Origin of the sequence: Flintibacter muris (assembly GCF_943192995.1) — a bacterium.
Lineage (GTDB): Bacteria > Bacillota > Clostridia > Oscillospirales > Oscillospiraceae > Lawsonibacter > Lawsonibacter muris.
The window spans coordinates 339,194-360,753 of the sequence record NZ_CALPCP010000001.1; the positions used below are offsets into that span (position 1 = coordinate 339,194).

At 57.1% G+C, this 21,560-nt stretch carries 19 protein-coding genes; 14 read left to right on the forward strand and 5 right to left on the reverse strand.

The features are described from left to right. The first annotated feature begins 280 nt into the window (after nucleotides 1–280). From NFS22_RS01830 to NFS22_RS01855, 6 genes are all read left to right on the forward strand, one after another. Nucleotides 281–3,424, forward strand: coding sequence for a hybrid sensor histidine kinase/response regulator (locus tag NFS22_RS01830; protein WP_251316069.1), 3,144 nt, complete (start codon nucleotides 281–283; stop codon nucleotides 3,422–3,424). 320 nt (nucleotides 3,425–3,744) lie between these two features. Then, complete coding sequence (locus NFS22_RS01835) at nucleotides 3,745–4,566, forward strand: hypothetical protein (RefSeq protein ID WP_251316070.1); 822 nt, start codon at nucleotides 3,745–3,747, stop codon at nucleotides 4,564–4,566. A gap of 197 nt (nucleotides 4,567–4,763) precedes the next feature. Continuing rightward, nucleotides 4,764–7,268 carry a leucine--tRNA ligase gene (leuS, locus tag NFS22_RS01840; RefSeq protein WP_251316071.1) on the forward strand — a complete coding sequence of 835 codons (2,505 nt, stop codon included), beginning with the start codon at nucleotides 4,764–4,766 and terminating at the stop codon, nucleotides 7,266–7,268. A gap of 136 nt (nucleotides 7,269–7,404) precedes the next feature. Next, complete coding sequence (locus tag NFS22_RS01845) at nucleotides 7,405–7,770, forward strand: hypothetical protein (protein ID WP_251316072.1); 366 nt, start codon at nucleotides 7,405–7,407, stop codon at nucleotides 7,768–7,770. 132 nt (nucleotides 7,771–7,902) lie between these two features. Beyond that, a complete protein-coding gene (gene rpsU, locus NFS22_RS01850) occupies nucleotides 7,903–8,085 on the forward strand; it encodes a 30S ribosomal protein S21 (protein WP_023348912.1) in 183 nt (60 codons plus the stop codon). 68 nt (nucleotides 8,086–8,153) lie between these two features. Continuing rightward, nucleotides 8,154–8,753, forward strand: coding sequence for a DUF1349 domain-containing protein (locus tag NFS22_RS01855; RefSeq protein WP_251316073.1), 600 nt, complete (start codon nucleotides 8,154–8,156; stop codon nucleotides 8,751–8,753). 142 nt (nucleotides 8,754–8,895) lie between these two features. Here NFS22_RS01855 and NFS22_RS01860 read toward each other — a convergent pair whose 3' ends face one another. Together NFS22_RS01860 and NFS22_RS01865 are read right to left on the reverse strand one after the other, a co-directional pair. Next, complete coding sequence (locus tag NFS22_RS01860) at nucleotides 8,896–10,218, reverse strand: S-layer homology domain-containing protein (protein WP_251316074.1); 1,323 nt, start codon at nucleotides 10,216–10,218, stop codon at nucleotides 8,896–8,898. 55 nt (nucleotides 10,219–10,273) lie between these two features. Continuing rightward, complete coding sequence (locus tag NFS22_RS01865; protein WP_251316075.1) at nucleotides 10,274–10,900, reverse strand: single-stranded DNA-binding protein; 627 nt, start codon at nucleotides 10,898–10,900, stop codon at nucleotides 10,274–10,276. Between the two features lie 820 nt (nucleotides 10,901–11,720). On the opposite strand from NFS22_RS01865, the gene NFS22_RS23990 reads away from it, so the two are divergent. Further along, complete coding sequence (locus NFS22_RS23990) at nucleotides 11,721–12,242, forward strand: tyrosine-type recombinase/integrase (RefSeq protein ID WP_420908822.1); 522 nt, start codon at nucleotides 11,721–11,723, stop codon at nucleotides 12,240–12,242. 118 nt (nucleotides 12,243–12,360) lie between these two features. Further along, complete coding sequence (gene ychF, locus NFS22_RS01885) at nucleotides 12,361–13,449, forward strand: redox-regulated ATPase YchF (RefSeq protein WP_251316076.1); 1,089 nt, start codon at nucleotides 12,361–12,363, stop codon at nucleotides 13,447–13,449. Between the two features lie 383 nt (nucleotides 13,450–13,832). Here ychF and NFS22_RS01890 read toward each other — a convergent pair whose 3' ends face one another. The 3 genes from NFS22_RS01890 to rpmB all read right to left on the reverse strand — a co-directional run bounded on the left by NFS22_RS01890 (nucleotide 13,833) and on the right by rpmB (nucleotide 16,089). Next, on the reverse strand, nucleotides 13,833–14,789 hold the full coding sequence (locus tag NFS22_RS01890; protein ID WP_251316077.1) for an ROK family protein: 957 nt from the start codon (nucleotides 14,787–14,789) through the stop codon (nucleotides 13,833–13,835). Further along, nucleotides 14,789–15,742 carry an HPr(Ser) kinase/phosphatase gene (gene hprK, locus NFS22_RS01895; RefSeq protein ID WP_251316078.1) on the reverse strand — a complete coding sequence of 318 codons (954 nt, stop codon included), beginning with the start codon at nucleotides 15,740–15,742 and terminating at the stop codon, nucleotides 14,789–14,791. The genes NFS22_RS01890 and hprK overlap by 1 nt, the downstream gene beginning before the upstream one ends. A gap of 158 nt (nucleotides 15,743–15,900) precedes the next feature. Then, a complete protein-coding gene (rpmB, locus tag NFS22_RS01900; RefSeq protein WP_160571042.1) occupies nucleotides 15,901–16,089 on the reverse strand; it encodes a 50S ribosomal protein L28 in 189 nt (62 codons plus the stop codon). Between the two features lie 202 nt (nucleotides 16,090–16,291). On the opposite strand from rpmB, the gene polA reads away from it, so the two are divergent. The 6 genes from polA to NFS22_RS01930 all read left to right on the forward strand — a co-directional run bounded on the left by polA (nucleotide 16,292) and on the right by NFS22_RS01930 (nucleotide 21,555). Continuing rightward, a complete protein-coding gene (polA, locus tag NFS22_RS01905; protein WP_251316079.1) occupies nucleotides 16,292–18,988 on the forward strand; it encodes a DNA polymerase I in 2,697 nt (898 codons plus the stop codon). A 353-nt stretch (nucleotides 18,989–19,341) separates the two neighbouring features. Next, a complete protein-coding gene (locus tag NFS22_RS01910) occupies nucleotides 19,342–19,731 on the forward strand; it encodes a hypothetical protein (protein ID WP_251316080.1) in 390 nt (129 codons plus the stop codon). Next, complete coding sequence (locus NFS22_RS01915; protein WP_251316081.1) at nucleotides 19,721–20,002, forward strand: hypothetical protein; 282 nt, start codon at nucleotides 19,721–19,723, stop codon at nucleotides 20,000–20,002. The genes NFS22_RS01910 and NFS22_RS01915 overlap by 11 nt, the downstream gene beginning before the upstream one ends. Nucleotides 20,003–20,017: 15 nt before the next feature. Further along, nucleotides 20,018–20,650: a hypothetical protein gene (locus tag NFS22_RS01920; RefSeq protein WP_251316082.1), complete on the forward strand. Its 633-nt coding sequence runs from the start codon at nucleotides 20,018–20,020 to the stop codon at nucleotides 20,648–20,650. Continuing rightward, entirely contained in the window at nucleotides 20,651–20,884 is a 234-nt protein-coding gene (locus tag NFS22_RS01925; RefSeq protein ID WP_251316083.1) for a hypothetical protein, read from the forward strand. Then, a complete protein-coding gene (locus NFS22_RS01930) occupies nucleotides 20,881–21,555 on the forward strand; it encodes a CPBP family intramembrane glutamic endopeptidase (RefSeq protein ID WP_251316084.1) in 675 nt (224 codons plus the stop codon). The genes NFS22_RS01925 and NFS22_RS01930 overlap by 4 nt, the downstream gene beginning before the upstream one ends. Nucleotides 21,556–21,560 lie beyond the last annotated feature (5 nt).

Consider the following 21,560-nt stretch of genomic DNA (forward strand, 5'->3'; position numbering starts at 1 on the left):
GATGATTTGTAAGGGTCGCCGCCCTCGGCGGCCCGCTGGCCGCAATTTTGAAGATTGCAATTTACTCCCGCAGAAATCAATTTTAGCGCTATAGGCGGGACGACTCCGGTGTGCTGTTGGAAAAAGATTCCAACCGGCGGCGGGCCAAGTCGTCCCGCCTGCAAATTCGGCAGGACTTCTGAAAATTGATTTGCGTGTTTTTACTCCCTTTAATGTTGACAGAAGGCTTGAAGGGGATTAAAATAAAGTGAATAGTTTTGCCGTGCTGGAGGGGACGATTATGTATCGCTGCCATATGGAGTTTTATCTGATTAACTGTCCGTCTGAGGTGTTGGAGACGATCCAGAAGCTGCCGCCGCTGGAATCCTTTAACCATTCTTTTCTGGACAGTAGTGAGCCCCGGCCGGCGCTGTTGGCCCGGGCGGATGTAATCTTGGCGGTCCCCTTGGGCGGTGAAGAGGCGGTTAAAGCGCTGGCGGAGGGGAAGAAGGAGTCGGCCCAGCTGATTCTCCTGTCGGACAAGGAGCAGGTGGAAATCCTGGGGGACGGGTTGTCTCTGGCTGATGAGCTGTGGGTGCTGCCCATGTCTGAGGCGGAGCTGGTATTCCGGTTTACCCGCTGGCAGAAGAAGCAGAAGCAGAGTATGGAGCTGTGGCAGACCAGCCAGTACCTGGAGACCATCATCAACAACACCCCCAGCCTGGTCTGGTTCAAGGACAAGGACGGCGTTCACGAAAAGGTGAACGACAGCTTCTGCGCTACGGTAAATAAATCCAAGGAACAGGTACAGGGGAGAAGACACGCCTACATCTGGGATGTGGAGGAGGACGACCCCGTCTGCATTGAGTCAGAGCGGACCGTCATGGAGTTGAAGAAGACCTGCATCTCTGAGGAGACCATCCAAACCGGTGGAGGAGAGCGGCTGCTTACCACCTACAAGTCCCCTCTGTACGACTGCGACGGCACTGTGATGGGCACTGTGGGCCTGGGTATCGACGTGACCCAGGAGCGGGCCTATGAGAAGGAGCTGATCGACAAAAACCGGGAGCTGGAGAATCTGTTTACCACCATGGACTGCGGCGTGGTGCGCCACAGCCTGGACGGCTCCCGCATCATCAGCATCAACCGGGCCGCCCTGGAGATCCTGGGCTATGAGTCGGAAGAGGCTATGAAGGCGGCCGGTTTTGATATGATTGCCTCCTCTGTGGTGGATGAGGATAAAGAGAGGCTGCGCGCCTGTATCCAGTCCCTGGTCAAGGTGGACGACAACGTGAATATCGAGTATCGTGTCCGCCACGTGGACGGGGACATCCGCCACGTTATGGGAAATGTGAAGCTGGTGGAGGAGAACGGAGAGCTGTTATGCCAGCGCTTCCTTTTGGACTGTACCATTCAAAAGCAGCGTGAGGAGGAACAGCGCCAGTGGGAGAAGCGCCGCCAGGCGGAGCTGGTTCAAGCGCTGGCGATTGACTATAACCTGGTATGTGTGTTCGATCTGGACACCGGCCTGGGCGAGGCTCTGCGGAGCCACAAATGTGATCTGGGCGTGCTGGAAAACCTGTTCTCCGGCGAGCTGAGCCTGGAGGAGTGCATGGAACGCTACGTAAATCAGTGCGTACATCCTGAGGACAGTGAGCAGATGAGGCAGATCTGTACACGGGAGCGCCTGCGCATTGAACTGGGGGCAAAGGGGCAGTTTTATGCCAACTACCGTACAATTTGTGACGGCAGGCTGCGCTATTTCCAGATGAAGGCCGTGCGCACAGGGGACTGGGAGTCTACCCGGGCCGTGGTGCTGGGCTTCCGCAGCGTGGACGAGGAAACCCGCAAAGAGATGGAGCGGATGGATGTGCTGAAGGACGCTTTGGATCAGGCCAACCGGGCCAACAAGGCCAAGAGCGTGTTCCTGTCCAACATGTCCCACGACATCCGCACCCCCATGAACGCCATTATCGGCTTTACCGCCCTGGCCACCACCCATATCGACCAGCGGGACCAGGTGGAGGGCTATCTGAAAAAGATTATGACCTCGGGCAACCATCTGCTCAGCCTGATTAACGACGTGCTGGACATGAGCCGCATTGAAAGCGGCAAGATGTCGCTGGAGGAGAAGCCCTGCTCCATGCCCGACATCCTCCACGGCCTGCGCAGTATTGTGCAGGCGGACGTCCATGCCAAACAACTGGAGCTGTATATGGACGCGGTGGACGTGGTAAATGAGGAGATATACTGCGACCGGCTGCGGCTCAACCAGATTTTGCTCAACCTGCTGAGCAACTCGGTAAAATATACCCCGGCAGGCGGGGTGGTCAGCATCCGGGTGACAGAGAAGCCCGGCGCCCCGGCGGGCCATGCCACCTATGAGTTCTGTATCAAAGATACGGGCGTGGGTATGAGTGAAGACTTTGTGTCCCGTATCTTCGAGCCTTTCGAGCGGGAGCGCAACTCCACCACCAGCGGCATCCAGGGCACCGGACTGGGTATGGCCATCACCAAGAACATTGTGGATATGATGGACGGCGACATCTGGGTGAAGAGCAAACAGGGGGTGGGCACAGAGTTCACTGTAATCATTACCTTCCGCCTGTGTTCCGGGGAGAGGGAGCCCCAGACAATCCCGGAGCTGAAAAACTGCCGGGCCCTGGTGGTGGACGACGACTTCAACACCTGTGACAGTGTGTCCTGCATGCTCCAGCAGATCGGTATGCGGGCGGAGTGGACCCTGTCCGGCAAGGAGGCGGTGCTGCGCACCCGCCAGGCCGTGATGCGCGACGACAACTACAGCGTGTACATTATCGACTGGCTGCTGCCCGATATGAACGGCATTGAGGTGGCCCGGCGTATCCGAAAGGAGATCAACGAGCAGGTGCCCATTATCGTCCTCACTGCCTACGACTGGGCGGATATCGAGGACGAGGCCCGGGAGGCGGGCATCAACGCCTTCTGTTCCAAGCCCCTGTTCCTGTCTGAGCTGCGCAGCTGCCTGGCCGGACTGGTAGGACTTGAGGGCGAGGAGAAGGAGAGCAGTCCGGAGGAGCCGGTCCACACCGGCCGTATCCTCCTGGTGGAGGACAACGAGCTGAACCAGGAGATTGCCACCGCCATTTTGGAGGAGGCGGGCTTCCAGGTTGAGACGGCGGAAAACGGGCAGCTGGCCGTGGAAAAGGTGTCCCAGTCACAGCCGGGCTGGTACCAGCTGGTGTTGATGGACGTGCAGATGCCGGTGATGAACGGCTACGAGGCCACCCGGCACATCCGCAGGCTGGAGGACCACCGGAAGGCCGATATCCCCATCCTGGCCATGACGGCCAATGCCTTTGAGGAGGATAAACAGGAGGCCCTGCGCTCCGGTATGAACGGGCATATCTCCAAGCCGATCAACATCAGCAAGCTGTTGGAGACGCTGAACGCTATGCTGAGCTGATAAAAACGCGACAAAATTGCGCCAAAAACAGGCGTCAACAAGAGACCGGCGCAGCTCGACAGCCGGAATCCACAGACCTAATAGCAATCATCAGCTTTGCTGCCACATGTAAGGGCGGCCTTTGGCCGCCCGACTGTTACAGGCAGACCCATTTGTTCCTGCGGGCGGCCCAAGGCGCAGAGCACTTTTACCCTGATTTGGAGGGGGATGGAGATGGGATGGAAAGACTGGCGGATGAAAATTTTTTGAGACCTCTTGCACAGCCGGGGGAAATTTAGTATAATGACTCCAGTAAATTTGCCAGGAAAGGGGTGCCCGCAATGTCAGCCATCGGAGGGATCGGAGCCATTGGAAGCTATGGCAGCATCAGCGGTTACTACTCTATTTATCAAAACAGAAATTCTTATCAGGCCTATCAAAACAAAAACGCAAACCCCAGAAGTACTGAACCGGTGAGTGCGGTGTCCCGGGCCCAGACTATCCCGGTGCAGCCGGTGGACAAGGTGCCCGCCGTCCAGCGGGGCGTGACTCAGGAGGCCCAGGAGGACAGCCGCTTCCAGTTTCCCACCATACGGGAGGGGGCCGACCCCGCCGAGATGGCGGTGCGGTCCCGCATCCGGTATCTGGATGAGGAGCTGGAGGGCAAGGAGAACGAACTGCTGTATTGGGACCGGTCCAAGGAGCTGGAGAAGCTGCTGGGCAAGAACCAGGAGCAGGACAGCCTGAAAGTTGGTCAGGAGGGCGAACAGAAGATTAGCCTGGAGGAGGGCGAAGAGTCCAAGTCCCCCCAGGAGGTCATGGAGGAGGCCGAGTGCCAGACCTGTAAGAACCGCAAATATCAAGACGGCTCTGACGACCCCGGCGTCTCCTTCAAGACGGCCACCAACGTCGCCCCTGAGCAGGCTGCCGCCGCCGTGCGTGGCCATGAGCAGGAGCACGTGGTCCGGGAGCAGGCCAAGGCTCAGCGGGAGGACCGGAAGGTGGTCAGCCAGTCGGTAACCATCCACACGGATATCTGCCCTGAGTGCGGCGATGTGTACGTCTCCGGCGGCACCACCCGCACCACTACCAAGGCCAACCCGGTGGAGGAACCCCAACAGCAGGATGATGTGAAAAAGTCCGGCTTCCAGTCAATTATGTAAAATGAAACAACCGGCCCGCTGGGCCGGTTGTTTTTACTTGCAACCAGCTAAACCGGCAGAGGCTCCTTTGGCGGCAGGAAATACACAACAAGGACCTTTTGATAAAACCCTTGCAATTACAGTGCTGTTCCGCTATAATAACATGGAAATGCTGTCGATTCGGCCATCAGGCCAGACGATACAGGAGAGTGTTTGCATTGAAGTACGATTTTACCGCCATTGAGAAGAAGTGGCAGACAAAGTGGAAGGACGAAAAGACCTTCGCCTGCCAGAACGGCGACACCAGCAAGCCGAAATTTTACGGCCTGGTGGAGTTCCCCTACCCCTCCGGAGCGGGCCTGCATGTGGGCCATCCCCGGCCCTACACCGCTATGGATGTCATTGCCCGGAAGAAGCGGATGGACGGCTACAACGTTCTGTTCCCCATCGGCTACGACGCTTTTGGCCTGCCCACTGAGAACTTTGCCATCAAGAACCACATCCACCCCGCTATCATCACCAAGCAGAACATTGAGAATTTCACCCGCCAGCTCCATATGCTGGGCTACTCCTTCGACTGGGACCGGTGTGTGGACACCACCGACCCCAACTACTACAAGTGGACCCAGTGGATTTTCCTCCAGCTGTACAAGCACGGCCTGGCCTACAAGACCACCATGCCGGTAAACTGGTGTACCTCCTGCAAGTGTGTGCTGGCCAACGAGGAGGTTGTGGAGGGCGTGTGCGAGCGGTGCGGCGCGCCGGTGGTCCGCAAGGAGAAGAGCCAGTGGATGCTGAAAATCACCGCCTACGCCCAGAAGCTTATTGACGGGCTGGACACTGTGGACTTTATCGACCGGGTCAAGACCCAGCAGCGCAACTGGATCGGCCGCTCCACCGGCGCGGAGGTCACCTTTAAGGCCACCACCGGGGACGATATCGTGGTCTTCACCACACGCCCCGACACCCTGTTCGGTGCGACCTATATGGTTATCTCTCCGGAGCACCGCTTTGTGAAGGAGTGGAAGGACAAGCTGCAAAACTGGGACGAGGTGGCCGCCTATGTGGAGGAGGCGGGCCGGAAGTCCGACTTTGAGCGCACCGAGCTGTCCGCCGACAAGGAGAAGACCGGCGTGATGCTCCAGGGTGTGCGAGCTGTCAACCCGGTGAACGGCCGGGAGATCCCCATCTTCATCTCCGACTATGTTCTGGCTTCCTATGGCACCGGGGCCATCATGGCCGTCCCCGCCCACGACACCCGCGACTGGGCCTTCGCCAAAAAATTTGGCTGTGAAATTATCGAGGTGGTTTCCGGCGGCGAGGACGTGCAGAAGGAGGCCTTCACCGCCAAGGACGACACCGGCATTATGGTCAACTCCGATTTCCTCAACGGCATGACCGTCAAGGATGCCATCCCTGCCATTACCAAGTGGCTGGAGGAGAAGGGGATCGGCCACGAGCAGGTAAACTACAAGCTGCGGGACTGGGTGTTCTCCCGCCAGCGCTACTGGGGCGAGCCCATCCCCATGGTATGGTGCGAGAAGTGCGGCTGGGTGCCTCTGCCCGAGGACCAGTTGCCCCTGCTGCTGCCCGAGGTGGAGAGCTATGAGCCCACCGACAACGGCGAATCCCCCATTGCCAAGATGACCGACTGGGTGAACACCACCTGTCCCTGCTGCGGCGGAAGCGCCAAGCGGGAGACGGACACCATGCCCCAGTGGGCAGGGTCCAGCTGGTACTTCCTGCGGTATATGGACCCGGACAACAAGGACGCTTTGGCCTCCAAGGAGGCGCTCGCTTACTGGGGCCAGGTGGACTGGTACAACGGCGGCATGGAGCACACCACCCTCCACCTGCTCTACTCCCGTTTCTGGAACAACTTCCTCCACGATATCGGGGTGATTCCCCACGCTGAGCCCTACGCCAAGCGCACCAGCCACGGCATGATTTTGGGCAAAAACCCCCACTATGTGGGCAACGTGGAGACAGAGGAGGAGAAGCAGGCCCTCATTGACAAGTACGGCTCCCAGGCCATGCGCCCCTCGGTGAAGATGTCCAAATCCCTGGGCAATGTGGTCAACCCCGACGACGTGATCCGGGACTACGGCGCGGACACCATGCGGCTGTATATCATGTTTATCGGCGACTTTGAGAAGACCGCCACCTGGTCGGATGAGTCAGTCCGGGGCTGCAAGAAGTTCCTGGACCGGGTGTGGAATCTCAGTGAAAAACTGAAAGAGGGGGACGGCTGCTCCGCTGAGAACGAGATGGCGGTCCACCGGGCCATTAAAAAGGTGTCCGACGACATTGAGGCTATGAAGTTCAATACCGCCATCGCCGCGCTGATGTCCCTGGTCAACGACTTTTACGCCAAGGGAGCTACCAAGGGCGACTATAGGGCTCTGCTGCTGATGCTGTCCCCCTTTGCCCCCCACCTGTGTGAGGAACTGTGGGAGATGAACGGCTACGGCGGGCAGGTGTGCCTCCAGCCCTGGCCCGAGTACGACGAGAGCAAGACCGTGGCCGCTACCGCCAAGATGGCCGTCCAGGTGGGCGGCAAGGTGAAGGCCAATATCGTAGTGGCCGCCGACGCCTCCGACGAGGACGTGGTAGCCGCCGCTCTGGCCGAGCCCAAAATCGCCAAGCTGGCCGAGGGGATGACCCTGGTGAAGTCCATCGTGGTCAAAGGCAAGCTGGTCAGCCTGATTTTCAAGCCCCAGTGATATCGAAAAAAGCCGCTCCCTTGCAAAGGGGAGCGGCTTACCTTGACACCATAGTAGAATTATGGTACATTTTGTGTGGGCACCGTTCAATACAGGCGAGGCGGTTCAGCTACACCACCCGAAAGGGGGTGAGCGTATGCCGGTTACGGTGACATTTCATATGTGCTGTGGAGGTTTTGGTATGATTGTCTACTCGGTGCTTCTGTTTGCAATCGCAGCCTTATTTGTGGGTATTGCGGTTTCCATCTATAGGGGAAACATAAATCTGATTCATTCCTATCATCAGAAGCATGTAAAAGAGGCGGACCAGAGAGACTATGGAAAATCATTTTCAAAAGGGCTGTTTGTGCTTGCTGCTTCCCTGATTTTTAGTGGAGCGGTGGCCTTGTTTGAAGAAACAGTGCCCGTTGTAATGACTTCAATTGGTATTTTGCTGGTTGGAATGATAATAGCTTTTGTCGTGATTGCAAGGGTTCAAAAGAAATTTAACGGCGGATTCTAAGATTCACAGGCTGTTTACAAATCTTCTCTTGACAGAATGGCCAAAAGGCAATATAATGGTAATGTTAAAGCCATAAACATGGCCCTACGTGAGCGGGAGACCCCCGCCGCGCGCGGAGGGAGGGAAATATAAATGTCGGAAGTCCGTGTGAGAGAAAACGAGTCTCTGGAGAGCGCCCTGAAGCGCTTTAAGCGCAGCTGCGCCAAGTCCGGAGTGCTGGCCGAGGTCCGTAAGCGTGAGCACTACGAGAGCCCCAGCGTCAAGCGCCGCAAGAAGTCTGAGGCCGCCCGCAAGAACCGCAAGAAGTTCTACTAAGAACCATAAACCGCTGAGGGTTGTCCTTCGGCGGTTTTTATATTTTTGAGCAAAGGAGAAATTGAGGGATGGACCTTTCCAGATTTCAATGGACAAGAGAGCCGAAGGCCTGCACAGTGGGGGAGGATCAGGTGGAGATTGTCACCAAACCCTGCACCGATCTTTGGCAAAGGACTTATTATCACTTTCAGAACGACAACGCCCCGGTTTTCCAGATGGAGACGGAGGAACCATATTTCAGCTTTGTGGTGAAGACAGAATTTCAGGACAGCCACCGCCGGTTTGACCAGTGCGGCGTGGTGCTGTATCTGGACAGCGAGAACTGGCTGAAGGCTTCTGTTGAGTACGAGAATGAGCAGTTTCAGCACCTGGGCAGCGTGGTCACCAATCTGGGCTGGTCCGACTGGGCCACAACAGCCATCGACGCCTCGGTGAAATCCATGTGGTATCGCCTCAGCCGCAGAGAGGATGACTACTGCATTGAGTGCTCCTCCAACGGAGAGGTATGGCAGCAGATGCGGATCTGTCACATGCACCGGGGAGGCGGGAAGATCCGGTTTGGCATCTACGCCTGTTCCCCGGAAGACTCCTCCTTTCCGGCGGTATTCTCCCAAATGCGGCTGATAGAGTGCCAGTGGAAGGCCCACGACGGCCAGCAGCCGGATTGATTGAAAACAGGAGCGGCGCCATATAGTCAACACACTTGAAAAAACACAGTTTGTGTTTTTTCATCCAGTGGACCATGGGCCCACTGGGCGTACAAAGCACGCACTTGTTGACTATAGTGTGCCGCTCCTGTTATGGCATTCCTTAGGCCCAGGGCAGCCAGCTTTGGCCGCCGCGGGCATTCATCATATCCAGCGCGCCGTCCAGCATCTCGGCGGCGTCGGCCATGGTGAGGGTGTCGGCCAGCTGAACAGCTCCGGCGGTATCCGCACGGATAATTCCCGAGGCGGACAGGTTGGCCGCCGCCTGGGCGGCCCAGTGGTCACTCCCGTCAAACGAGAAGACCGCCACCGGTACGTCGGTAATTTCCAGCAGATTGTCCAGCATCACCGCCGCCTCGGCCCGGGAGATGGTATCCTCCGCGCCGAAAACAGGGGCGCCGTTTTCATCCCGGGAGCCCTGAACCACCCCCGCCTTCAGCGCGGCGGATACGGCCCCCTTGGCCCAGGTGGGGATGGCGTCGTCATCAGAGAAGCCGGTGAGAGTGACTCCCTCCAGGTCTTCCAGCCCGGCCACCGACATGGCCATGGTGAGGAACTGGGCCCGGGTGACGGTCTGGTCTGGGTCAAAGAAGTAGCGGCCGTCTACATACCGTCCCACGTAGATGCCCTCCTCCGCCAGACGGATGGCGGATTTCTGGATGGGGTGGCCAGACAGGTCGGAGTAGGTCACCTTGGTGTCCGGTTTGTCAATGCGCAGGGACACTTTGGCCTCGGGTGAGGTATTGCCCGCCGGGTCAATGGCCACATAGGTGAAGGAGTCGGAGCCGGTTTTGTTCTCATAAGGGGTATAGACAAACTGGCTGGAGCCGTCCTCCGCCAGGGTGACCGCCCCCCGGGCAGGAGTGGAGGTGAGCTGGAAGGTGAGGGCGTCCCCTTCTCCGTCCACCGCGTCAAAGTAGCCGGTGATGGCCACATTTTTGTAGGTGGTCAGCTCCATGTTCCGGGCTACCGGGGGATTATTGGTTTCGGTGAGAAGATAGATGGTTACTGTGGCCTGGGGAACCTCTAATTGAGAGGAGAGGGCAGGGGTGAACACCAGCGTTGTGGTGGTGACAGTGGGGGACTTGGCGCTCTGGAACCGCAGACCGGACAGGGCGGTGGCGTCCACATAGGCCCCAATCTCCACAGGTATGTCACCCATGCACAGCGTACCGGCGCCCGGGTCGGGCAGAGCTTCAATGGTGATGCCGCTGAGGGTGGTTTTGCCGTCAGGTTTGACCACAAAGTCCTCTGCGGCGAAGGGAATGGTGGAGCCGATCAGCCCGTTTTTGGAAAAATCCGCCACATAGGGGGCCTCTGTCTTTTTGCTCCAGAAAAAGGCGGAGGTTGGGATGGTCAGAGAGAGCGCCAGGGCCAGCGCCAGCAGGGGCGCGGCGGCCTGGCGGAGGGAATTGCCGCGTTTCATAGAGATACCTCCTTGAAAATGAGTGTATCTCTATTGTTTTGCCGTTTCAGGGAAATTATGCGTTTTGATTGATGCTGCTGTTTTCGTCAGCCAGAGACATGATGGATACCTCAAAAGCGGTGCGCTCCTGAATCTGGCCGTCGATCTCCTTGGTGTATACCCGGCTCTGGAGGCGGCCCTCCAAGGCCAGGCGGTCGCCCACCTCCATGGCCCCGCAGCGGTAGGCCAGACTGCCCCAGGCAATACAGGGCAGGTAGTCCGCCCGGCCATAGCGGCGGTTGGCGGCCAGAATCATGTCACAAATGGTACGCCCAAGGGGGGTGGAACGAAGAACCGGTGGTTTACATAAGGTCCCAGACAGCTCCAGGTGGTTCTCGTCCTCCCCCTCCTCCTGGGACAGCGTTTTGGCAAAGACACTGACCACCAGCCGGCTGCCCACGCCGCTGCGGTTGTTAAATGTACGTACTTCCCCCGAGACAGTGAGGGGACTGCCCGCATCCAGAGGAGGAAGGGCGCTCAGCTGCTCCCGGGAGGCCACCACATGGAGGGTGTCCTCCGCCCCGGACAGACGGCACACCGACAGGGGGAGCAGCATATACTCCACCCCGTGGTTTACATGGGAGAGGGAGGGCGGGGCGGCCAGCCGCCCCCGGAGAAAGATTTTGTTGTTATTCGTCTGCATAAAGCAACACTCCTATAGTCAAAGTACTTCAATAGAATGAAAAGATTCTTTTGAAGCCTGTGGCAATTTCCGCCGCAGAAGGCCGCATAAGCGGCCTGGCTTTGGACTTTATAGGCAACACCTGCACCCAGCGGGCCGTTGCCCGCTGGATAAAAAACGCAAGCCGCGTTTTTCAAGTGTGTTGACTATATCGTCAAACGACCAAGGGTCTGTTGCTTCCATCCTATGCAGCAGGAAGGAGAGGTATGTCCATAAAAAGGAAAACCGCCGGCAGTACCGGCGGTTTCAGACTATTAGAAAGCCTCCCTCTCTGAGGGAGGTGGCACGGCGAAGCCGTGACGTAAGCGTCAAATTTCCCCACGCCTTGCCAGAACTCAAAGGAAATGAGAAAATACAATAGAGTCTGGTGAGTGCCGTGTACTCTCATAAGGGGTTCTTCCTCTTTGGGTTCCTCATAGACAACGCCGCTGTCGTCGGTCGCGTCCTGTCCCTCCGGGGTCTGTGCAAAGGCGGTGACGGAAATGTATTTACAGGTAGACAGGAAACTATCACGATGAGTTCTATGCTCCAGGGGCTATTCTTTTATTATCTACTTCTACTGGAGCCATTCAATTTTCAGTATTACCACATAATATGACATATCGAAAAGAGCGGAAAATAACGCTTGAGAAAGAGGGCGGTATCTGCTATACTCATGGTGTAGTAGTGCGCTCTCTTTCTTTGTGAGAAAGAAGCCGAAGCATAGGAAAGAACTTGAAAGGCAGAGAATGTGGCAAAAGAATTTGTCAGAGAAGGAATGGGTTATACTTAGCTCGATTTGTTGACATGGCAGGGAGGACAGAGTGCTGAGCCGCATGAAGAAAACTTCGCGTCACCTGATAGGACGGCAGACGCATGGTTTGAGTTTTGGATTGAGAACATTATAGGTGATTTGGCCCCTAATACTCGCCGAAACTACCGTGAAAGGTATGTAAACAACATTCAAGCGGTAATTGGCAGGATGCTTCTGCAGGATGTGCTACCCATGCACTGCAAGAACATTCTGATTGGAATGGATGCCGATTACGCAGGCTCAACTATCCAACAAATCTATATCGCTATGGGTACTGTGCTTTGCTCTGCTGTAATGAGTGGTGTGATCCCTAAACATCCTGTGGACGGGGTTAGATACACCAAGCCGGTGCGCGTTCCCAGTGATATCAAGTATCTCACGGTTGAAGAAAAGGTACTTCAGAAGCTATTGGGTCATGTCAGTATCCAGACCGCCATGGATAAATATGTGCATGTGACAGATGACTCACTGACCGCCGGCGTACGACAATTTGAGGCCATCAAAATGTAACTGCACATAAGTTAGTGGCAAAATGGTGAAGAAATGGTTCAGTAATGGTGAAGCTCCAAAGGAGCAAAACCTGAAAACCATTGATAAATCAGAACTTTCTAAGGAGATGTAAAGCAATATGAAATTAGGAATCGTAGGGTTGCCCAACGTGGGCAAGAGCACCCTGTTCAACGCCATTACCAACGCCGGCGCAGAGAGCGCCAACTATCCCTTCTGCACCATCGACCCCAACGTGGGTATGGTGGCTGTGCCGGATACCCGGCTGGACAAGCTGAGCGAGATGTACCACCCCAAGAAAACCACCCCGGCGGTGATTGAGTTTGTGGACATCGCCGGTCTGGTGAAGGGGGCCAGCAAGGGAGAGGGTCTAGGCAACAAGTTTTTGGGCAACATTCGGGCCACCGACGCCATTGTCCATGTGGTCCGCTGCTTTGACGACGACAATGTCATACATGTAGAAGGGGCCACCGACCCTATCCGAGATATTGATACCATCGACCTGGAACTGGTGATGGCCGATCTGGAGATGGTGGAGCGCCGCATCGACAAGGCAAAAAAGGCCGCCAAGGGGGACAAAAAGTTCCTTCAGGAGGCGGAGGACTTTGAGGGCCTGCGCTCCTGGCTCAACGATGGAAAATCCGCCCGAAGCTATACCCAGGTGGACATTGGGGCCGAGTATCCTGACTGTGAACTGCTGTCCCTCAAGCCGGTGATCTACGCCGCCAACCTGGACGAGAACGGCTTTTCCGACCCCGCCGCCGTGGACTACTACAGGCAGGTGGAGGAGCGGGCCCGGGAGCAGGGGGCCCAAGTGATTCCTGTATGCGCCAAACTGGAGGCGGAGATCGCTCAGTTAGAGCCCGAGGAGAAGCAGATGTTTTTGGACGACCTGGGGGTGGCGGAGTCCGGCCTGGACCGGCTGGTAAAGGCCAGCTATACCCTGCTCGGCCTGATCTCCTACCTGACCTCCGGTGAGGATGAGTGCCGGGCCTGGACCATCACCCGAGGTACCAAGGCCCCTCAGGCAGCGGGCAAGATCCACTCCGACTTTGAGCGGGGCTTCATTCGGGCTGAGGTTGTCTCCTATGATGACCTGATGGCCTGCGGCACTATGGCCGCCGCCCGGGAGAAGGGTCTGATCCGCTCTGAGGGCAAGGAATATGTGGTCCAGGATGGGGATATTATCTTGTTCCGGTTTAATGTGTAAAACATAATTTCATCATTGAAGCCTTGGAATTACTGGGGGGTGCCATTCTATAATGGCACCCCCTTTGATGTTTTCTTCTACCCTTACCAGGATTTTTTCGCTCAGTATAGTCAACACACTTGAAAAACGCGGTTTTTGTTCTTTATCCAGTGGGTCAATGGCCCACTGGGCGTACAAAGCACACAAATGTTGCCCATGATGTTCAGCAGTTCCTTCTTGGAGTACTGTCTCTTTTTACCGCCCTTCAGCAGATCATACAACATAAGAACCTGTGAATACAGGTTCTAAGCTTGTGTGCATCCTTGCGCTGCTGTTAGCGGTCCTGCTGGCTCACAAGAATATTTCATTTCCGCTGTAAATATCCATTGAAAACAATGATAGTATTACACCAGATTACACAGCAGCGCCGCGCCGACGACGCCGGCGTCATTGCCCAAAGAGGCCTTCTCAATGCGGACGTGGTTGGCCTTGTCAAAGCAGCCCCGCCAAACCAGTTCACGCAGGGGGGCCAGAAGCAGATCGTCTTCAGCGTTGCTCACGCCGCCGCCCAGACAGATAATTTCGGGCTGGATAATGTTGACCAGGTTTATCATACCCACAGACAGCCCCTGGAGGTAGTTGGACAGCACCCGTTTAGCGGCGGCGTCCCCCAGGCGGGCGGCCTGGAAGGGTGTGCGGCCGGTCACCTTAAAGCTGTCGCCGTCCACAATGGTCCACAGCTCGCTGCTCCGGTTCCGTTCCATCTCCAGCCGGGTGAGCTGGATCAGGGCGGTGGCGGAGCCATACCGCTCCCAGCAGCCCCGTCCGCCGCAGCCGCACAGGATGCCGTTGGGCTGGATAATCATGTGGCCGACTTCCATGCCGGCGTTGGCAAAGCCGGTGAACAGCTTGCCGTCAACAATCAGGCCGCCGCCAATACCGGTTCCCAGCGTAATCATCACCACCGGGTCGCAGCCCTTGGCCGCCCCTGCCCAGTACTCGCCCACGGCGGCGCAGTTGGCATCGTTGCCCAGGAAAACAGGGACATCCCACTCCTTTTGGAACATCTCCCGTAGGGGCACGTTTTTGTTCCGGAAGGGCATATTGGGGTTTTGGACAAACAGCCCCGCCTTGTTGTCCACTGCGCCGGGCAGCCCGATTCCCACCGAGTTGATCTGGGAGGGGTCAACCTCCCCCACCTCGCACAGCCGGCGGGCCATCCGTACCAGCTCCGCGCCGAACTGTTCCGCTGTCATGTCCTTAGCCACAGGGGTATTGACCTTGTTGAAGATATGCCCCAGCTCATTCACCAGACCGGCCACCAGATTGGTGCCGCCTACGTCAATCCCAATATAATGCATCAGTTTGTTCCTCCTTCTAATTGTTCCGCAAACAGCTTATCCATACGGTTGGTTAGCTCCTGGGCCGCGTTGTGGCCCATCTTGCGGTTACGGTTGTTCATAGCGGCCACCTCCACAATGGCGGCCAGATTCCTGCCGGGCTTTACCGGAATAGTGGCACAGGGGACCTTCACGCTTAAAATCTCTGTAAAGTGGGCGTCCAGACCAAAACGGTCATATACCGCTTTGTCGTTCCAGGGCTCCAGGTTGATAACCAGGTCGATCTCCTGAAAGGGCTTGATGGCTCCCATCCCCAACAGACGGCTGATGTCAATCACGCCGATGCCCCGCAGCTCCATATAGCCCCGAATCAGCTCCGGGGAGGTGGCCAGCAGGGTATGGCGGCTGGTCTCCTTAATCTCCACCGCGTCGTCGGCCACCAGGCGGTGTCCCCGCTTCAGCAGCTCAATGGCCACCTCGCTCTTGCCCACCCCGGACTCCCCCTGGATGAGCACCCCCTCGCCGTAGACCTCCAGCATTACACCCGATTGGGTGATCTGCGGCGCCAGATGGTTATACATGCTGCTGATGAGGGCGCTCATAAAGATGGAGGTCTGCAAGGTGCTGCGCAGTACCGTCCGATTGTGCTTTTCCGCCATCTCCAGGCACTCCGGGAAGGGGTCCATCCCCCGGGTGAGGATCAGGGCCGGCACCGGATAGGCCAGCAGACGGTCAAATCTCTCCAGCCGCTGTTCCGGGGTCAGATCTGTAAGAAAGGCCTGCTCAGTCAGCCCGATAAGCAGCAGCCGTTCGGTATCAAAATGCTCAAAAAAGCCTGTCAGGGGCAGGCCGGGCCGGTTGATGTCCAGGGCTCTCAGGGGTACGTTCTCATAATCGGGAGCCGTGCGCAGAATCTCCAGGTTGAACTCCTGGATAATCTCCCCCAGCTTCACGCTCTTTTGCTGCTCTGACATGGATCAGTCTCCTCTCCGCTGTGTATTCTGCACTATGCTCGGAGGCAAGCCCTCCGGTTTTTTCCTTTTTTAGTATAATCGACAGAGGGCTTTTCTGTCAATCACTTGAGAAATAAAAAATCCTCTGTGCCTAAGCACAGAGGATTTTTTATGTTCCATTACACAGCGCGGGTGACCTTACCGGAACGGAGGCATCTGGTGCAGACGTACACGTGAGTGGGGGTACCATTCACGATTGCCTTTACCCGCTTCACGTTGGGCTTCCAGGCGCGGTTGGAGCGGCGGTGGGAGTGGGAAACCTTGATGCCGAAGGTCACGCCCTTGTCGCAAAATTCGCATTTGGCCATGTTGCTTACCTCCTCGCTATGAGAATCTATGAAATCGCCTTTAAAAAAGCTTCGACTGATATCATAACAGATATTCCGTAGAAATGCAAGCGTTTTTTTACAAAAAGAGGGTTTTAGCAAAACAGACATTGTCGTCTTGCCCAACGTCCCAAAAGCTGGTATACTATAACATCAAGATTTTGAACTGAGGGAGACTTCCGCTATGAAAAAACTGATGGTTATCGACGGCAATTCCATTGTCAACCGGGCCTTTTATGGGGTGAGCCAGAGCCTGACCACCCGGGAGGGCCAGCCCACCAACGCTATTTTCGGCTTTCTGAATATTATGAACAAGCTGCTGGACGAGGTCTCCCCTGACGCGCTGTGCGTCACCTTTGACCGGTCCGCTCCCACCTTTCGCCACCTGGCCTATGACCAGTACAAGGCCAACCGCAAGGGGATGCCCGACGAACTGGCCAGCCAGATGCCCCTTTTAAAGGAGGTGCTGTCCGCCCTGAACATCCCCATGTACGAGCTGGACGGCTGGGAGGCGGACGACCTGCTGGGCACCATTGCCCGGCTGGACGAGGAGGACGGCTGGGATACAGTGATTGTCACCGGGGACAAGGACTCCCTCCAGCTGGTGACGGAAAAAACCACCGTCAAGCTGGTGTCCACCCGCATGGGCCACACCACCACCAGGGATGTCACCCCGGACAGCTTCCGGGAGGAGTACGGCTTTGACCCAAAAAATATGATCGACCTGAAGGCCCTCATGGGGGATTCCTCCGACAATTACCCCGGCGTCAAGGGGGTGGGGGAGAAAACCGCCATGGCACTTATCCAGCTCTATCGCACCATTGCCCACCTGTATGACCACATGCCTGATATCTGCTCCGCCCCCAATGCGGCCGCCAAGCCCGGCCTGGTGAAGAAGCTGGCCGAGGGCCGGGAGAGCGCCTTTTTGTCCTACGATCTGGCCACCATCCGCACCGACGCCCCCATCACCTTCCAGCCGGAGGACAGCCTGCGTCGGGAACCGGACAACGACCGGCTGTATCAGCTCTTCCTGAATCTGGAGTTCTCCAAGCTCATTGACAAATACCGCCTCACAGCCCCTCAGGGGGAGGTGAAAGCCGGCTCGAACATCCCCGCCGCTGTGGAAGGCGGCTGCTATCTGGAGACGGAGATTTCTCCGGAGTACGCCCAGGAGCTGCTGGAGCTGTGGCGGACCAAGGAGGTCGTGCACGTTGTTGCCCTTCCCTCACTGAATGCGGTATGCGTGGAGTGCCGCCTGAACGACGACGCCTGGAACGCCAGCCTGCTGCGAGCAGACAAGCTGGAAAACTACAACGAGATCATTCAGACGCTCTTCTCCGACCCCGCCATTAAAAAGGCGGCCCACGGGGTAAAAAAACTGTGCCGCGCCCTGCTGGCCGAGGGCATCACCCCCGCTGGCTTTGTGTTTGACACCGAGGTGGCAGCCTATCTTCTGGCCCCCAGTGACGGCAGCTACGAGCTGGAAAAGCTGGGCCTGACCTACTACAGCCAGCAGTTCCCCAAGGCCGCAGTTTACCTGGAGGAGGAGGCCTTCAGCCCTCTGTCCGACCCGGAGCCCCCTGCCCAGGCCATGATGTGCCACAGCCTCCTCATTGACGATCTGCGGGAGACTCTCACCGCCCGGCTCAAGGAGCTGGATATGTGGCAGCTGTATGAGACGGTGGACCTCCCCCTGTGCCAGGTGCTGGCCGGGATGGAGACGGAGGGCTTTCTGATCGACCGGGGGGCGCTGGCGGAATTCGGCCATATGCTGTCAGAGCGCATCAATCAGGTGCAGAACACCATCTACCAGCTGGCCGGGGAGGACTCCTTCAATATCAACTCCACCCAGCAGCTGGGCCGCATCCTTTTTGACAACCTGGGCCTGCCCCCGGTGAAAAAAACCAAAACCGGCTACTCCACCAACGCCGACGTGCTGGAAAAGCTGCGGGGAGAGCACCCCATCATTGAACACATTCTGGAGTACCGCCAGCTCACCAAGCTGAAATCCACCTACGCCGACGGCCTGGGAAAGGTGATCGGCCCGGACGGCCGCATTCACACCTCCTTCCAGAACACCGTCACCGCCACAGGGCGGCTCAGCTCCACCGAACCCAATTTGCAGAACATCCCTGTCCGCACCGAGCTGGGGGCGGAACTGCGGAAAATGTTCGCCGCCCCGGTGGGAAAGGTGCTGGTAGACGCGGACTACTCCCAGATTGAGCTGCGCCTGCTGGCCCACATGGCCGGGGACCAGGCCATGATTGACGGCTTTCAGTCCGGGGAGGACATCCACACCATCACCGCCTCCCAGGTCTTCGGCGTCCCGGCGGCGGAGGTCACCCCCCAGATGCGCCGGAGCGCCAAGGCGGTAAACTTCGGCATTGTCTACGGCATCTCCCCCTTCTCCCTGTCCCAGGACATTGGTGTCACCGTCCAGGAAGCCAAGGACTATATGGACCGCTACTTTGCCCACTACGCCGGGGTCCGGGCCTATATGGACGGCGTGGTGGAACAGGCCAAACAGGCCGGGTATGTCTCCACCCTGTGGGGGCGGAGGCGGTGGATTCCCGAGATCAAGTCCTCCAACTTCAACACCCGCTCCTTTGGGGAACGGGTGGCCCTCAACGCCCCCATCCAGGGCACCGCCGCCGATATTATCAAGCTGGCTATGATCCGGGTGTGGGACCGGCTCAAGACCGAGGGGCTGGAGGGAAAGCTGGTCCTCCAGGTCCACGACGAGCTGATTGTGGAGTGCCCGGAGGCGGAGGCGGAAACCGTCTGCAAGCTGCTCCAGGAGGAGATGGAGGGCGTAGCCGCCCTGTCCGTCCCCCTGCTGGCCGAGACCCACGCAGGGAAAACCTGGGCGGAGGCCCATTAAAGCTCCCGTCCCGCCGCAGCGAAAAAGCCTCCCTTCGCAAAGGGAGGTGGCACGGCGAAGCCATGACGGAGGGTTTTCCCCTATCGAAATACATCCATCTCTTGGAGAAACCCCCCACCGCCCTTCGGGCAGAGCCCCCTTTGCGAAGGGAGCCTTACCCCTGCGGGGACAATAGGGCTCCTGACCACTTATCCCCCAAAAACGACCGACCATCCAAAATCCCTTGCCGGGAGGATTTTCCTTTGATACACTAAGGATGACCCTAAGACCGGGCCGCCGAGGGCGGCGGCCCCTACTCCACACCCATCATGCGGGCGGACAATGTCCACCTCTACAGGATAGGAGGTCATCCCATGAAAACCCGTACCAACAAAATTCTGCTGGCATTGTTTTTGCTGTTGCTGGCTGTCTATGTTTTTCTCTTTGCGGACTGCTTTTCCCAGCTTCCTATCAACCCCACCCCTTTGCAGCAAGGGCTGGTTCTGCACCTTCACGGCATCCCTATGTTTTTGATTCAGCTGCTTCTGTACCGGCTGTCCAAGCCCTGGTGGTGGCATCTGGTCCCGGTTCTGCCTATGCTTGTGGTCGGACTGGGCTTTATGAGCTTTGCCGAGTGGTATATCCTGGGGTGGATTCTTGTTGCGTGGTGGTGCGCCGCCCCGGCTATAGGCTGCGCTCTGGCCTGGGCAGTATACAGCTTTTGGAAGCTGTACCGGAAGGGAGATGTCCGCAATGCTGATTAGTACGGTCTTTTCGCTGTTTTCCACTCTCACCGCCTTCGCCATGCTCAGTGCGCCCTTCTGCGTGCTCCAGCTGGTCCTCTGCCGGTGCCCCATCAAAGCGGTCTGGCTGGCTCCGCCGGTGCTGTTCGGAGCGGGCTTTCTGTGGGGCTGGCAGTATCTGGAGCAGCACAGCAACTGGGACGCTCTGCTGGGCATTCTGGTTATGTGCCCCAGCCTCTTTGGCCTGATTGGAAGCGGAGTGGGCTGGCTGCTCTGGAAAAAACGTCCATAGTAAGGAGGGACTCCTGTGGAACACGCCGTTTATATCGTCTTTTCTGCCACACCCACCGGGATGGGCCGCCTTATCCGCAAGGCCACCCGCAACCGGTATAACCATGTGTCCCTCTCCCTCAGCCGTGACATCCACAAGATGTACACTTTCGCCCGCCTCCACCGGACCATCCCCTTGTACGGCGGCTTTGTGGTGGAGTCCATCCTGCGGTATCAATCCTTCGCCGGGGCCGCCCGGGTGAAGATCTGCCGGGTGGAGGTGCCTGAGCCCCAGTGGACCTACCTCCAAAACCACCTGGAGCGGCTGTGGAACGAACGGGAGGAGTATATCTACAACACCCCCGCCGCCCTGGCCTCACTGGTCCACCTGCGGCCCGCCATCTCCAAGGCCTACACCTGTGTCACCTTTGTGCAGGACATTCTGGCCCGGCATCACCTGGCCGGAGTGGAGGAAACCGACTGCCCCACCGTCCGCTCCCTGGAGCGCCGGCTGGCCTCCTGTGTGATTTATGAGGGCCCCGCTCCCGCCTCCGCCCAGGAGTGGGGGGAGGACGTTTACCCCATGGAGACCACCACCCGCTACGCCGTCTACACCACCGCCCGCCACTTTGGACGGCTGGCCCTGCGGGTGCTGACGGGGGTGCCCTGAATGAAACACAAACAATGGCTCTGGACAATCCTGTTGTTTTTAGGGAGCGCTCCTTTTGTGTTTGCTTTTGGCTTCTGCTTTGTCACAAGTCTGCTTGATTTCAGCGGAGTAGGCTTTCATAAAACATCATTTTTGGACTACTTGCTTATGTGGAGCTTTTTGTATTGGCCGGCTTATGTGGTTGGAACCGCTTTGATCGCCCTGTCCTTTGTGTTTAGGAGAAAATCATCATGACAGATAAAAACAGAGGAAACACATACGGGATCATGGGTCTTGTTCTGGTATGCTGTGTGGTGATGGCCTTTGTTGAAACGGTCGTCGAACCGGTGTATGCTGTGAAATCAGCGGCAAAAGCTGTGGTCTTCCTATTGTTTCCACTCACATTCGCAAAAGCGGCAAGCATCAGGTTGTTTGACCGCTCCTTTGCTTTAAACAAAAAGAGCGTCCTGAAATTACTGGCGCTTGGCGCTTCCATCTATGCTATTATTATAGGAGGCTACGCGCTGACCACCAATATTTTCGATTATGCGTCCCTGGTCGCTTCCCTTTCAGCCGATCAAAAGGTGGACAACGGCAGCTTTATTTGGGTCGCCCTCTATATCTCCTTTGGCAACTCGTTTTTGGAGGAGTTTTTATTCCGTCACGTCTCGTTTCTTCAATTATCAAAATACGCGGCCCGGAAGACGGCATATCTGTTCAGTTCCATCCTGTTTGCAGTGTATCACATCGCCATGATTGGCGCATCCTTTCCGCTGCCGCTGCTGCTTTTGGCAGTGGCTGGATTGACAGTTGGTGGATTGATTTTCGACTATGTGGATGAAAGAGATCAAACGATTTACAATTCGTGGATCATTCATTTGTTCGCAGACTTTGCCATTATGACAATCTGGTATCTTCATATTTAGAGGAG

Excerpts from the sequence above, each read along its gene's own strand:
- NFS22_RS01830 (WP_251316069.1), top strand. The coding sequence starts at position 281 with ATGTATCGCTGCCATATGGAGTTTTATCTGATTAACTGTCCGTCTGAG.
- NFS22_RS01835 (WP_251316070.1), top strand. The coding sequence starts at position 3,745 with ATGTCAGCCATCGGAGGGATCGGAGCCATTGGAAGCTATGGCAGCATC.
- NFS22_RS01845 (WP_251316072.1), top strand. The coding sequence starts at position 7,405 with ATGCCGGTTACGGTGACATTTCATATGTGCTGTGGAGGTTTTGGTATG.
- rpsU (WP_023348912.1), top strand. The coding sequence starts at position 7,903 with ATGTCGGAAGTCCGTGTGAGAGAAAACGAGTCTCTGGAGAGCGCCCTG.
- NFS22_RS01855 (WP_251316073.1), top strand. The coding sequence starts at position 8,154 with ATGGACCTTTCCAGATTTCAATGGACAAGAGAGCCGAAGGCCTGCACA.
- NFS22_RS01860 (WP_251316074.1), bottom strand. The coding sequence starts at position 10,218 with ATGAAACGCGGCAATTCCCTCCGCCAGGCCGCCGCGCCCCTGCTGGCG.
- NFS22_RS01865 (WP_251316075.1), bottom strand. The coding sequence starts at position 10,900 with ATGCAGACGAATAACAACAAAATCTTTCTCCGGGGGCGGCTGGCCGCC.
- ychF (WP_251316076.1), top strand. The coding sequence starts at position 12,361 with ATGAAATTAGGAATCGTAGGGTTGCCCAACGTGGGCAAGAGCACCCTG.
- NFS22_RS01890 (WP_251316077.1), bottom strand. The coding sequence starts at position 14,789 with ATGCATTATATTGGGATTGACGTAGGCGGCACCAATCTGGTGGCCGGT.
- hprK (WP_251316078.1), bottom strand. The coding sequence starts at position 15,742 with ATGTCAGAGCAGCAAAAGAGCGTGAAGCTGGGGGAGATTATCCAGGAG.
- rpmB (WP_160571042.1), bottom strand. The coding sequence starts at position 16,089 with ATGGCCAAATGCGAATTTTGCGACAAGGGCGTGACCTTCGGCATCAAG.
- polA (WP_251316079.1), top strand. The coding sequence starts at position 16,292 with ATGAAAAAACTGATGGTTATCGACGGCAATTCCATTGTCAACCGGGCC.
- NFS22_RS01910 (WP_251316080.1), top strand. The coding sequence starts at position 19,342 with ATGAAAACCCGTACCAACAAAATTCTGCTGGCATTGTTTTTGCTGTTG.
- NFS22_RS01915 (WP_251316081.1), top strand. The coding sequence starts at position 19,721 with ATGCTGATTAGTACGGTCTTTTCGCTGTTTTCCACTCTCACCGCCTTC.
- NFS22_RS01925 (WP_251316083.1), top strand. The coding sequence starts at position 20,651 with ATGAAACACAAACAATGGCTCTGGACAATCCTGTTGTTTTTAGGGAGC.
- NFS22_RS01930 (WP_251316084.1), top strand. The coding sequence starts at position 20,881 with ATGACAGATAAAAACAGAGGAAACACATACGGGATCATGGGTCTTGTT.